The organism is Geobacillus subterraneus, assembly GCF_001618685.1.
Taxonomy (GTDB): Bacteria; Bacillota; Bacilli; order Bacillales; family Anoxybacillaceae; genus Geobacillus; species Geobacillus subterraneus.
In genome coordinates, this window is the sequence record NZ_CP014342.1 from 2,301,492 (window position 1) to 2,314,854 (window position 13,363).

Consider the following 13,363-nt stretch of genomic DNA (forward strand, 5'->3'; position numbering starts at 1 on the left):
GGCCGCCACAATTGTCTGCCATGGCCCCACTATATCTCCTCCTCTTCGAGCCATTGCCTTGCCATATCGCGGGCGTAGCGGTCGTCCACATGTTGAGCCGCTGTACGCAATACAGCCCGGCCGTTCGGAAGGCGGGCGATGGCCGCGGCCGCCTCGGAACGAACGGCAAAGGAACGGTCTGAAAGCCGCTCGCACAGAAGCGGGAGCAGCTTTTCTTCCCGGTATTTTCCGGCAAGGCGGGTCGCTATCAATCTCTCTTGCCAATGCGGCGAGCGCAAGTGGCGCTCGAGCTGCCGCGCGCCAAGTGGCACACCGATTTCCGCCATCGCCTTGAGCGCACGAACGCGGATTTCCAAATCTTCCGATGCTAATAGCTGCTCCAAAAACAGTCCTTCCTGACGGCGGCGGATGCCGATCATGTCGATCAACGCATATTTTCCCGCCGGCGGCAGTTCAGCAAACCGTTTTTTTACCTGTTGAAGCAGCTGCTCGCTCATATGGCCAAAAATGATGCGATACGCAAATTCCGTCAACTCATATTTCGGTTGAAACACATATGTCACGACCGGACGATAATCAAATTTGGCGAAAATGGCCAATATTTTCGCTGTCTCCCCTTCTGTGACCCCAGCGGAACGGTACAGCCGTTCGATGTCGGGCAGCATCCCCTTCATCTGCAAGTCTTCGATCAGAAACAGCGCGTTCATCCGCTCGCTCCATTGCCGGCTTGCCAGCCGGTGGCGCAGCCAGCCTTGAAAGTGCGCTTCAGCAAACGCGCGCAGGCGCGTCTGCACATGCTCCCCTTTCAATAACGAGGCAAAGCTATCCAACAGTTGGAGCACAGCCTCCCGTTCAAGCGGCGATGAAAAACGAAACGAAAGCTCCTCCTCTCCGAGCAAATAGCGAAGCAGCGGGAGACGGCGTTCTTCCTTATAGGCGCGCAGCCGGGCCTGGCGCCGGTTTTCCCGCCATTTGCGCACGATCAAATAAATGAACAGCCCGGTCAGCACCGCCGACAAAGCAGCCGCCACCGCGACGGCGAAAACGAGCGCCATTACTCATCCAGCTCCTTTAGCAGCCGGCGCAGCCGCGCTTCAAGCTCAAGCCATTTGAACGGCTTTGTCACATACTCATCGACCCCTTTTTCGAGAGCATCAGCGATTTCCCGCTCATCTTGGCGCGACGTCAGCATCATCACTTTATGCGGCGTCCGCCGGCGGCGGAGGCGGTGCAACACCTCAAGGCCGTCCATTTTCGGCATCACCCGGTCTAAAATGACGACGAAGCGCCGTCCATGTTCACAGAGCGGCGATTCGAGGAAGGAAAGCCCGTCGCCAAACTCATAAATGTCCACCTCCCGCTCCTGCTCGGCGGCAAGCTTGCGAACGAGATCAGCGATGACCGTTCGCGCCAATTCATCATCGTCGACAATGGCAACAGCCCACCGCTGTTTGCCCGCCTGGCGATGTTGTGTTTCGTTCTGAGCGCCATTGGCGTGAGACGGTTGCCTCCGCGCTTCTTCAACTCGGTTGCCGCCCTTTCTTTTGGCTGCATACAGCGCTTTGTCGGCCAGCTTGAGCCAATGATCGAGCGGTTCGTTCGGATCGTCGCATTCGACAAAACCGGCGGAAAACGTACACGATAGGCGCGCGCCGTCCGCCTCAACTTCCTCGGAAGCGAACTGGCGCTGCAGCCGCCTAAGCACACGGCGCGCTTCTCCTGTCGATGTTTTTGCCAGCCAAACGATAAACTCCTCGCCCCCAAAGCGGACGACCGTATCCATTCCCCGCGTATGTTGAAGCAAAAAGGCAGCCAGCTTTTTTAACACCGCATCACCCATCAAGTGGCCGAAACGGTCATTGACTTGCTTGAAATGGTCCAAGTCGAGCAGCGCCAGACAGCTCGGTGTCCCGGAACGCTCGAGATCGCTGCGCAGGCGGGCATACACTCGCGGCAAGTATTTACGATTGTAGACGCCGGTTAACTCATCAATAAGCACAAGTTCATCAATTTTCCGCTTTTTTTCTACGAGACGCCGGACACGAATGAACAGCTCGCCAGCTGCAGCCGGCTTCACGACGACATCGTCGGCGCCAAGCTCATACCATTTTAGATGGACGGCTTTGCGCCCGTCTGTGCCGACGATCACTACCGGAATGTAGGAAGCGCGACCGGCGTTCTCCAGCAGAGCAAGGAAAGAAGGAGTTTCTAAATGATCTTCCCCGATGTCGACGATGATGCAGTCCGGGTTGAGGCGAAACATGGATGCTGCCGCCTGTTCGAAGGAAGGAAGTGTGATGAAGCGCCACGATACGGTTTGCAGTGATCCGCGGAGATAAGCAAAAAATAGCGGATCATTTCCGCAGAGAAGAACGACGGCTTCCGGTCCTCCGCGTTGCGGGAGGGAAGTGATTGGAGAAGAATCGGTTTCTTCGGCTTCATAGCAGCGGCGAAGGAGCGGAACCATCTCCGCCAGCGCCTCCTCCGCCGTCCATTGCCGTTCCTTTTGCCTGTTCGTGCGCTGAAGAATCCGTTCCGCTTCGGCAGCGATATCATTGCGGCCGATCACCTCCGCCGCCCGGCCGATGGCACCGAAAAACCGGGTCAACTCCGCGCTGCTGAGCGGCGGTGAAGCCTCCCATTGTTCATACTGTTCTTTTATCCGGTCTAGTAACGAGACGACATAGGAATCCAACTTCCCTCTCCTTTCCTCATGGTAAACATTTCCTAATTGTGATAAAAAAAAGCCCCGAGCTGCTTCCGTTTTCACGTTCCCCCCCTTTTTTCCTATTATTAATATAGTCGACACGGTCTAAAAACATTCTGGTCTTCCTCCTTCACTTACCCGGGGCAGAAGAGGGGACCTCTCACACTCCCCTGCGCTCAAGCGCATTCGGTTGCCGTTCGTCTCGGCTTTCTCCTTATCTAGAAGGCTGGTGAAAAACAACGCCTGCCCCTAGCTGACATCAGATCACTTGAAATGAGAAGCCGATGCCGCAAAGCTTCTCAATTTGAAAAACAAGGCGGGGAAGCGACCTGCTCCTTCAATCACCGATCTTCTATGCAACGGTATCAAGAGCGTGAACTACCCCCACTTAATTTTCTAGCGAAAATTTGAAGTGGGGGCTTCCAAAGAAGTTTGACTGCTTCAAGCAATCCTTATTCTTTGAGGCGTGTCCACTTCGCCGCTAGAGCATAAGACACTCAGGTCTACAGCTTTACTTTTCTTTAAGATGTTTAATGCGCCATTGACATCAGCATTAATTAGTTTGCCAGACTTTGTTCGATACAAGCCGCGCTTAATACGTTTGCCGCTGAACTTATATTCTTTTGGATTGTCGGCATTATATTCAGGAATCTCATCGCCGTCAAAAAAGCTGGCTTGAGACGTATATGATTCTTCCTGTTTCAAGAATTCAATGCCGTAAAATTCACAAAGATATTCTAGTTTTTCTTTTATGTTACCGAGAGGAATATTGACAAAGTTTTGATTTGTCTTTTTTCCTAGATTAATATTGCGTTGCCATGTTTCCGCATAGCCAATGACAAGTTTGCCAATTTGATTTTCAATACAGTAGTTAATGATGTAACGGCAAGTCTTGTTGATATAATCATTCACTTTATTATTGCGATTCATAGCAAGCAACGCCTGTTTACGAGTGGTGCCTTTGATTTTTTGCTTATCTTTTATGCTTTGAAGTCTGGCATTTTCTTTGTTAAACCATTGATTTATACTTTTTAATCTCCGCCCATCAATGATGAATGATCTGCCGTCTGATGTGACACAAGTGGCAAAATTGTTTAATCCTAAATCAATTGCCAGTGCTTTTTGGTCATTTAATTCTCTTTGATCTTCAGGCATTTCATATTTGTACTGAATCTCAAAGAACCTGGCATGATGCTTAGGAATGATTTCAATCTGCTTAATCTTTTTGTCCAGTAACACAGGCGGAATCGTTATCGTGATAGGCTTGTGAGTCTTTTTAAATAGGCGAGAATACGGTATCGTAAATTTGTTGCCGTCTATACGAATCTGGCCAATGATCAGTGAATGAAAGCCATCTTTTTTAAGATATTTTGGAATACTGATAGCCTTGTGGTCATATTTTCCTTGTTTGGCAAGAATGATCAAACCAAAGAAAGATTTAAAGGCTTCATTGACCTTTTTTAAAATTTGCTGTGCCATGTTGCTGTTTAACAGCTTATAGTTTTCGTTAGTTTTTGCAAGATGATAGTTTTTCTCATAATTAAGAAATTCCTTGTGTTCAAAATAGTATTGTCTGACATGGTACAATCCGACGTTGTACATGTTCTTGGCAATATGGCACAGTTCTCGAAGAGTCAAGTATTCTTCTTTGGTCAAACCATTTAGCTGTTGTTTGATACAAAAATACATGTTTTCACCTCCCATCTAACTATATGATACTATATTTTACTGAATCTATCCTATTTTCAGCAAAATATAGTTAAGGCGATTCATCTCCCACTTACTCCGCTTCGCTTCGTTGAAGTGGGAGTCTTCTCGCCTAATTAAGATAAAAAGGCCGTTGCCTTGTTGCAACGGCGCTGTTTAATATAAAAAGTCAAGCAAGCGGCGGTCCGCCAAATTCGTATCCACCGGACAAACTTCCGCGTCGCGCCCGTACTGCCAGACCCAGACGTTCGCGCTGCAAGGCGGGGCGGCCGGCTGGTAACGCGGCGCTTTTTGTTCTTTCGTCGTTCCCGGCCTTGGAGCCGCGCTCCAAATGACGGCCTGCACCGCCACTTGGTTGTTCCTCCCCACCGCCTCGCAATAAGCGGCGGCGAAATCTCCCTTCGTTGGATCGGCGTACAGTCCCGGGCGATACCCGGTCGGATAAAGCGTTTCCACCCAAGCAGCGATCCAAGCCGCGTCGACGGCAAAAAAGTCTTCAATGTTGGCAAACAGCAATTTATTTTTCGGAATGCCGAGCCGCCGCGCATGGAACACCGCATTGCGCGCCGCCACTTGCCCGTTCGCATAGCCGACCGCCTCACGAAAGGCGTTGTAGATGGGCATCACTTTGACTCCATAGTTGCGGATGCGGGTGATCTCGTCCCGCGTCAACCCTTCCGACACATTAGGCACTTCCACCAAATAGCGGCCCCAAAATTTCGGATAACCGAGCTCTGTCCGTACGCATTGAAACAATTGGTCCGTTACGACTTGCGCCGAATCAACGCCCCAAACACCTCTTACCATCCTTCCCCCTCCTTCGCGGTCACATTGCCACAGTTATGTATATGAGAGGGACAGCTTGTTTTATACGGCTGCTAGCGGCGCTCCCGATCCTCTTTCGCCCAGTCGCCTTTTAACAGTTGGAACCATCCGTTGCGCTTAAACCAGACAAACATCGTTATGCCGATGGTTGCCATGACAGCCAATACGGCAAAGTACCCATATTTCCAGCGCAGTTCGGGCATATAGTCAAAGTTCATCCCATAAATGCCCGCAATAAAGGTGAGCGGCATAAAAATCGTCGTAATGGCCGTAAACGTCATCATAATGTTATTCATTCGGTTGGAGTTGAGCGACAAATAGCTGTCGCGAATATCGGCGGTAATTTCCCGATTCGTCTCAATCATTTCTGACAGCTTTAATAAATGATCGTAAATATCATAGAAATACAGCTGCCGCTCTTTCATGCGCTGCAGCCGATCGGAGTGGATGATGCGGTACAATAAGTCGCGCATCGGCACAATCGTCCGGCGCAATCTCGATAAATCGCCGCGAATGTCAAACACTTTTTCGATAATGTCATGAATCGGCTCGTTGTTCGTATTTTCCTCTAAATCATTCAACACATCTTCAATGTAGTACAGCGGAGGGAAGTAATCATCAACGAGCTTGTCGATCAGCCGATACATGACATGAAACGGCCCCTGCTGCACGTCCTGCTCGCTCTTCAGCCGCTCCCATACGTCCTCGACCGCATGAACCGGCGACTTATGAAACGAAACGATAAAGTTTTGTCCGACAAACAGATCGACTTCCTCAGCCTCAAGCGTCGTCCCCGCAATCGCATGGAGGACAACAAATAAGTAGCGGTCATAAAAATCGAGTTTCGGCCGCTGCACATATTCCAAACAGTCCTCAATCGCGAGCGGGTGGAAACGGAAAAACGAGGCGAGCAAGTCGGATTCCTCTTCCGTCGGCTCATGAAAATCGACCCAATACCATGAAACGTCCGGGCTGTTGACGAGCGTTAAATCGACATCATGCATAACCTCAAACTCTTTTGTTACGACACACGTGCGGATCATCGCCATCTCACCTTGCCATTTTTTTCTCTTCTTATCATAACCGAAAAGACGTTACACCCCAACAAAAAACGGGTATAGAAATCGTGTAGAGAAAAAAATGACAAAAAATATTTATCTAAATTTTCTTTACATTTTCACCAAAAACGATGATAATATAAAAAAGGGAACTCCTTCGTTCCCATATGGGAGGGAATCAACGATGTACGAAAAACAGTATCCGAACGAAGGCGCCGTATTGTTCAACCAGCCGGAAGAAAAAAGCAGCTATGGTCCAATGGCCGAACGAGTATTGAAAGAAGCGATCTTCCAGTTTCAGAGAAAAAAACTGATGGAAAAAATTGATGAGGCGCTCGCTGCCCGCAACAAGCCGCTGTTTTTCAAACTTTCCGCCCAGTATAACGACTTGTTGAAAAAATACGGCGCGTAAAAGGAGCGAACGAAGTTGGAGTGTGAATCGTCCATGACAGGGTGAGCCCCATTTCCGTCTGCGGAAACGATCCGAACGGAAAGGGGCTCATTTTTGTTTTTCTGTTTTTCATTCTCAATGGTACAATAGAGAAAAAACGGAAAGGTGGACAACTCGTGAAACACCTCTTTCAGCCACGCGTCCAAGCCATTCAACTGTCAGGCATCCGCCAGTTTTTCAACCTTGTCGCCGGCCGGCCGGGGCTAGTTTCCTTGACGATCGGCCAGCCGGATTTTCCGACGCCCGATCATGTCAAAGCGGCCGCCCAAGAAGCGATCGCCGATGATTTCACCACGTATACGGCGAACGCCGGCCTCCTTGAGCTGCGCCAGGCGGCTTGTCAGTTTGTCGCCGATAAATACGGGCTTCGCTACAGCCCGGATGAAGTGATCGCCACCGTCGGCGCCAGTCAAGCGCTTGATATTACGTTTCGCACCATTTTAGAAGAAGGGACAGAAGTGCTTCTTCCTGCGCCGGTCTATCCCGGCTATGAGCCGCTCATCCGCCTGTGCGGGGCGAAACCGGTGCACATCGACACAAGACAAAACGGCTTTCGTCTGTCGGCCGAGCTGATCGCCCCTTACATCACCGACAAGACGCGCTGCCTTGTCCTTCCGTATCCGTCCAATCCGACCGGAACGACGCTGTCAAGTGAAGCGCTTGAAGCCATCGCCGCGCTGATGAAAGGACGGCCGATTTGGATCGTGTCTGATGAAATTTACAGCGAGCTCGTCTATCGCGGACGCCACCGCTCGATCGCTGAATGGCTGCCAGAGCAGACGATCGTCATCAACGGGCTAAGCAAGTCGCACTCGATGACCGGCTGGCGCATCGGGTTTGTCTTCGCCCCGTCCTTTGTCATCGAACAGATGGTCAAAGTGCACCAATACAGCGTCTCCTGCACGTCATCCGTCAGCCAAAAAGCGGCGGTTGAGGCGCTTACCGCCGGCAAAAACGACGCCGAGGCGATGCGCGCCGCTTACGCCGAACGGCTTGAGTACGCATACAATCGCCTCACGGCCATGGGGCTTCCGGTCGAAAAACCGGACGGCGCGTTTTATTTATTTCCATCGATCGCTGCGTTTCATATGCCATCGTTTGATTTTGCCGTTGATGTCGTTGAAAAAGCCGGCGTCGCCCTCGTCCCCGGCAGCGCCTTTTCGGAATACGGCGAAGGCTATGTCCGCCTGTCGTACGCCTATTCGCTTGACGTGCTCAAAGAAGGGCTCGATCGGCTCGAGCGATACGTTCAGGCGAAGAGGAACAGCCGGTAAAATGAGAGCGGCTTTGTTTTCCTTTCAGCGCGCTGCCGCATGCGGATTCCACCGGCTGATTTGCGCACATATGCAAAAAAGGAGGGCCCGCAAAAGCAACGGGACCCCTTTTTCATCGCTATATGCGTTTTCTTTTGGGGAAGGCGGCCTTTTTGGTCAGATCGTTTCCTCTCTTTTTTACGGCACAAGCAACAGCTTGCCGCTCGTTTTCCGTCCTTGCAGCAGCTCGTGCACCATGGCAGCCTGTTCAAGCGGATAGACGCCGCCGATGGTCAGCTCTAAACTTCCTTCTTGCACCCAATGGAGCAGTTCGCGCAAGCTTCGCTCGTACAGCGCCCGCTTCCGCATGATCTGCGGCAAGAAAAAGCCGATGACGGACCAGTTTTTCGCCATCAGGCGAACCGGGTTCAGGCGCGTCATCTCCCCGCTTGCCGCACCGTAGACAACAAGGCGGCCGAACGGGGCAAGGCAATCAAGCGTTTGGTGGAAAATGTCGCCACCCGCCATTTCCAAAGCAACGTCAACGCCGCGCCCTTGGGTCGCCTCCATCACGGCCTTAGACCAGTCGTTTTTCGTATAATCGACCGTCACATCGGCGCCAAGACGGCGAGCGAGCGCCCGCTTCTCCTCGGTGCTCGCCGTGGCGATGACGGTTTTCGCGCCAAACCGTTTCGCCAGCTGTACAGCGAGCGTGCCGACGCCGCCGGCTGCCGCATGGATGAGCACTGTTTCCCCTTCTTCAAGGCGACCCATCGTTTTCAAAATGTGATAGGCGCTTAACCCTTGCACCGGCAGCGCTGCCGCTTGGCGGGCATCAACTCCGTCCGGCAGCGGCACGACCGCCCGCTCATCAACAACGACATACTCGGCGTAGCCGCCCGCCTCGATCAAGGCGACGACGCGCTGTCCTGGACGGATCGTCTGCACGTTGGGACCGACTTCGCGGACGACGCCCGCCACTTCGGTGCCGGGCACGAATGGAAGCGGCGTCGGTACAACATAGCGTCCTTCCCGCCTCGCTGTGTCGGCGTAATTGACGCCGATCGCCTCCGCTTCAATCAACACATGCCGTTCGGATGGCGACGGGCGCTCGATCTCTTTCACTTTGAGCACGCCCGGACCGCCGTACTCTGTAAATTGCACCATTTTCATTGCCGTTTCCCCTCCCTTGTTGCTTTCATTTGCGCCATATCGCGCATTTCCGGTCCAAACGGCCCGGGCTCGAGCTTCGGAATGACGGAAAGCGCTCCGTGCCGATTGATGTAGTCAATCTCCTTTTCAAGGCCGCACGCGGCCATCCAGCGGCCAACACGCGAGGAGGATAGCACCTCTTTCGCCTTTCCTTCGCCGCCGTATTGCCGGTAAAACAGCCAGGCGGCCATGGCGCTGTCAGAAAGCTCTGCCGCGGTGATTCCTTGCTCAATCAAGCAATGGACAAAATAGCCGGCGCCATAAAAATCTTCAAGGCAAAAGCGGCCGGATGAGCCGGAGCAAATGACAATGATCGTCTCATTCTGATGCGCCCGGCAAATATGTTCGCCAACAGCTGGGCTGTTAAGCAAACTCGCCGCATACACGGCCCGGGCTTTCATCGCCTTGCGAAGCGCCACCGTGCCGTTTGTCGTCGACAAAATGACGGTCTTCCCCGGGCAAACCGTTTGCAAAAACAGCGGCGTCGGCGGGTGGAAGCCGGTGATCGTCCTTCCTTCGCTTTCACCGGCAAGTTCATACCCCCCATCCGGCAATCGGCGCCCAACTTCTTCGGCTTCGGCCGCGCTATACACCGGAACGACCGAACGAGCGCCGGCAGCCAACGCCGCTGTAATCGATGACGTCGCGAGCAAAATATCAAACACAACGGCTACTTTGCCGTCAGCGAGCGCCGTTTCGTCAATGTCTTCCTTGCGCAGCACAACATGCACTTTCGTGATCATCCTTTTTCACCGCCCTGTCGCCAGCTGCCACGCATGCCCGATGAGCGCCTCGACAAACTGGTTGAAATGACGAAACCGCTCATCATTTGTTTGTCCGCGGCGGTAACGGTAATAAATTTGTTGGCAGATGACGGCCAATTTAAAATAAGCAAACGTTAAATAGATATGCATATCAGAAACGTCGCGCCCGCTTTTTTCCGCATACGCAGCAATAAACTGTTCGCGCGTGTAAAAGCCGGGCCGGACGGTGACCGGCGCGCGGCCGAAGCCGTGTTTGACAAGCGGCGGGTCGCCTTCTTCAATCCAATAGCTCAGCGCCACTGCCAAATCGGCAAGCGGGTCGCCAACGGTCGACATTTCCCAATCGAACAAGCCGACCATTTTCGTCACATCGTCCTTAGCAAACAAGGCGTTATTCAGCTTAAAATCGTAATGAATCACCGTCGCCTCGCGCTGTGGCGGAATATGGGAAGCAAGCCACTTCATGAGCGCCTCGGCCGCTGGAACGTCATCTGTTTTCGCCCGCTCGTAGCGTTGAATCCAACCGTGCACTTGCCGCTCCATAAACCCTTCCGGCTTAACCATCTGAACGAGACGCGTTTTCGTATAATCGATTTGGTGAATTTGTACAAGCGTCTCAACCATCGTTTCGGAAATGCCGCGACAGACGTCTTCCGTCGGGTTGACGCCTTCTGGAAAATCACTATCAATAACGATGCCGCGGCGTCGCTCCATCACAAAAAACGGGCTGCCGATCACTGATTCATCTTCACAAAAGTAGAATGGCTTCGGAGCCAACGGGAACAGCGGGTGAATTTCGGCAAGCCACGTGCTCTCCCGCTTCATATCGTGCGCTTTTGGCGGCACCGGGCCAAACGGCGGGCGGCGCAGCACCGCTTCCCACTCCCCGCAGCGAAGCAAGTACGTCAAATTCGAGCGGCCGGCGGAAAATTGCTCGATCTCGAGCTCCCCATTCGGCATATCCGGCAACACCGCCCGTAAAAACGTAGCCAGCTTTTCGGCCGGCAGTTCCTCCCCTTTGCGCACCGGAATAATGGCGCTCATCTCCCTCTCCCCCTTTGCGAACCCGCTTCGATGCACGCCGTTTCGCTTGTTTACGGAATATGCGGCGCACCCATTCCGTCAATTAAAATCGCCACCATTTGTTCAGCGACTTCCGCATCAGTCAGCTCGCCGTCCGGACGGAACCAGTGGTAGCTCCAATTGGCCGCCCCAAGCACCGTGAGCGCGGCGATCGCTGGCGACAAATCGCGGCGCAGTTCGCCGTTTTTCATTCCTTCTTCAATTAACGCCTGCAGCTGATGGCGGAACAAGTCGCGCTTTTCCTTCACCTTTTGCAAATGTTCCTCGTTCAAATGCTTCATCTCACGGAAAAACACGCGCGCTTGCCGCCCTTGCCGCTCGACATTGTGAATGAGCATATACACGATGGCGTACAGCTTTTCCCGCACTGACCGCCGCTCGTCATTCATCATGCGCGCCTGCTCGCTAAGCAGCCCCTCAATATAGCGAAGGTGAATGTCCATAAGCAGCTCTTCTTTGCTTTTGAAGTAGTAGTAAAACGTCCCTTTCGTCACTCCGAGGGCATCGACAATATCTTGAATCGACGTTTCGCTGAAGCCTTTTTGCTCAAACAGTTCAATGCTGGCAGCGATAATTTTTTCCCTCATTCTTTCCCACCTCTTGCCTTACATGTAGTCACTGCCAGCTATTGTACCATAAAACGGCCAAGTCTGCTCGGGACTTGGCCGTCAGCCGCGCCGACGTCATTGCGGGCGGGACGCCTCTTCGCGCAAGGCGCGGCGCAAAATTTTGCCGACGTTCGTTTTCGGCAGCTCAGCGCGGAATTCGACGATGCGCGGCACTTTATAGGACGCCAAGTTTTTTCGGCAGTGGGCGAGAATGTCGTCTTCGCTCGCCTGTTGTCCATCTTTTAAAACGATGACCGCCTTCACCGTTTCGCCGCGGTACGGATCCGGCACACCGATGGCCACCGCCTCTTTCACCGCCGGATGCTCGTACAGCACTTCCTCGATTTCGCGCGGATAAACGTTGTAGCCGCCAGCGATGATCATATCTTTTTTTCGGTCGACGATCGTCACATACCCTTCCTCGTCAATCGAGGCCAAATCCCCGGTGTACAACCATCCGTCGCGCAGCGTCACCGCCGTTTCCTCCGGCATGTTCCAATACCCCTTCATCACTTGCGGGCCGCGGATGATGAGCTCACCGACTTCCCCCGGCGGCAATTCTTGCGTACCCGTCGCCACATCGACGACTTTGTATTCCGTCAGCGGCATGCCGATGCCGACCGTCCCTGGCTTGCGCGCTGCAAACGGCGGATTGCAATGCGTCACCGGCGATGCTTCGGACAGTCCGTACCCCTCAAGAACAACCGCCCCGGTTTTCCCCTCGAAATCGCGCATCAGCTCAAGCGGCATTGGCGCGCTGCCGCTGTTGCACGTTTTAATGCTGTTGATGCCGTACTGCTCGACTCCCGGCGTGTTCGTAATGGCGACGTACATCGTCGGCACGCCGGGGAACACGGTCGGCTGCTTGTTGCGGATCGTCTCGAGCACTTCTTTCAGCTCAAAGCGCGGCAGCAAAATGTTTTCCGCCCCTTGGTAAATGGCTAAGTTCATTCCTGAAGTCATCGCGAAGACATGGAAGAGCGGGATCACGGTCAAATAGCGCTCTTTTCCCATTTCAAACGTTCCTTTAAAAAACTCGGCGCATTGCAAAACATTGGCAAAAATGTTGCGATGGGTGAGCATCGCCCCTTTCGAGCGCCCTGTCGTTCCGCCCGTGTATTGCAGCACAGCGACGTCATGCGCCGGCTCGATCGGCACCGGACGCACTTGCCCGCTTCCTCCGGCGAGAAACTCCTCAAACGTGACGTCTCCGGCGGCCAACGAAGCGGATGGCGGCGCCCCGAAGCTGACGGTGACCGCCCGCTTGACGGCCGTCTCCCCTCTTACCGCAACAAGGCGCGGATAAAGCGGCTCGTAAATGATGATCGTCTCAGCTCCGGAATCGTTCAGCACATACGCCAGCTCGCGCTCGACGAGCATCGGGTTCACTTGGGTGACGATGGCGCCGGCCTGCAAAATGCCGTAATAAGCAATGACGTATTGCGGGCAGTTCGGCAGCATAATCGCGACGCGGTCGCCTTTTTGCACCCCAAGCGCCTGCAGGCTCGAAGTGAAGCGGTTGACCGCGGCGGCGAGCTCGGCGTACGTGATCGTTTTGCTGTAAAACGTCAGCGCCGGCTGGCTGCCAAATTGCGCCGCCCGTTCATGGAGCACATCGCATACCGTTTTGTCCGGAATGTCAATATGAAACGACACATGTTCCGGATAAAGAGACAAAGCCCGTTTTTCGCTCAT

12 protein-coding genes are annotated in these 13,363 nt (G+C 53.3%); 2 read left to right on the forward strand and 10 right to left on the reverse strand.

From position 1 onward, the window contains the following. Positions 1 to 29: 29 nt before the first annotated feature. From GS3922_RS11285 to corA, 5 genes are all read right to left on the reverse strand, one after another. Positions 30 to 1,055: a HEAT repeat domain-containing protein gene (locus GS3922_RS11285; protein ID WP_063166444.1), complete on the reverse strand. Its 1,026-nt coding sequence runs from the start codon at positions 1,053 to 1,055 to the stop codon at positions 30 to 32. After that, complete coding sequence (locus GS3922_RS11290; protein ID WP_063167394.1) at positions 1,055 to 2,695, reverse strand: GGDEF domain-containing response regulator; 1,641 nt, start codon at positions 2,693 to 2,695, stop codon at positions 1,055 to 1,057. Before GS3922_RS11290 ends, GS3922_RS11285 begins: the two co-directional genes overlap by 1 nt. Before the next feature lie 453 nt (positions 2,696 to 3,148). After that, positions 3,149 to 4,396 carry an RNA-guided endonuclease InsQ/TnpB family protein gene (locus GS3922_RS11295; protein ID WP_063166445.1) on the reverse strand — a complete coding sequence of 416 codons (1,248 nt, stop codon included), beginning with the start codon at positions 4,394 to 4,396 and terminating at the stop codon, positions 3,149 to 3,151. A 174-nt stretch (positions 4,397 to 4,570) separates the two neighbouring features. Next, entirely contained in the window at positions 4,571 to 5,221 is a 651-nt protein-coding gene (locus GS3922_RS11300) for a glycoside hydrolase domain-containing protein (RefSeq protein ID WP_063166446.1), read from the reverse strand. Positions 5,222 to 5,292: 71 nt separating this feature from the next. Continuing rightward, on the reverse strand, positions 5,293 to 6,288 hold the full coding sequence (gene corA / locus GS3922_RS11305; protein WP_063166447.1) for a magnesium/cobalt transporter CorA: 996 nt from the start codon (positions 6,286 to 6,288) through the stop codon (positions 5,293 to 5,295). Between the two features lie 193 nt (positions 6,289 to 6,481). On the opposite strand from corA, the gene GS3922_RS11310 reads away from it, so the two are divergent. Further along, positions 6,482 to 6,709, forward strand: a complete 228-nt coding sequence (locus tag GS3922_RS11310) for an IDEAL domain-containing protein (RefSeq protein WP_063166448.1) — start codon at positions 6,482 to 6,484, stop codon at positions 6,707 to 6,709. A 155-nt stretch (positions 6,710 to 6,864) separates the two neighbouring features. Beyond that, the gene (locus GS3922_RS11315; RefSeq protein ID WP_063167395.1) at positions 6,865 to 8,022 is read left to right on the forward strand and encodes an aminotransferase A; all 1,158 of its coding nucleotides are present in this window, start codon (positions 6,865 to 6,867) and stop codon (positions 8,020 to 8,022) included. 177 nt (positions 8,023 to 8,199) lie between these two features. On the opposite strand, the gene GS3922_RS11320 is transcribed toward GS3922_RS11315, so the two are convergent. The 5 genes from GS3922_RS11320 to GS3922_RS11340 form a co-directional block, all read right to left on the reverse strand. Next, positions 8,200 to 9,174: a quinone oxidoreductase family protein gene (locus GS3922_RS11320; protein WP_063166449.1), complete on the reverse strand. Its 975-nt coding sequence runs from the start codon at positions 9,172 to 9,174 to the stop codon at positions 8,200 to 8,202. Next, entirely contained in the window at positions 9,171 to 9,953 is a 783-nt protein-coding gene (locus GS3922_RS11325; RefSeq protein ID WP_172796403.1) for a 2-phosphosulfolactate phosphatase, read from the reverse strand. The genes GS3922_RS11320 and GS3922_RS11325 overlap by 4 nt, the downstream gene beginning before the upstream one ends. A 9-nt stretch (positions 9,954 to 9,962) precedes the next feature. Next, complete coding sequence (locus tag GS3922_RS11330) at positions 9,963 to 11,021, reverse strand: phosphotransferase family protein (protein WP_063166451.1); 1,059 nt, start codon at positions 11,019 to 11,021, stop codon at positions 9,963 to 9,965. A 50-nt stretch (positions 11,022 to 11,071) separates the two neighbouring features. After that, a complete protein-coding gene (locus GS3922_RS11335; protein ID WP_063166452.1) occupies positions 11,072 to 11,647 on the reverse strand; it encodes a TetR/AcrR family transcriptional regulator in 576 nt (191 codons plus the stop codon). Between the two features lie 96 nt (positions 11,648 to 11,743). Then, the gene (locus GS3922_RS11340; RefSeq protein ID WP_063166453.1) at positions 11,744 to 13,363 is read right to left on the reverse strand and encodes a long-chain-fatty-acid--CoA ligase; all 1,620 of its coding nucleotides are present in this window, start codon (positions 13,361 to 13,363) and stop codon (positions 11,744 to 11,746) included.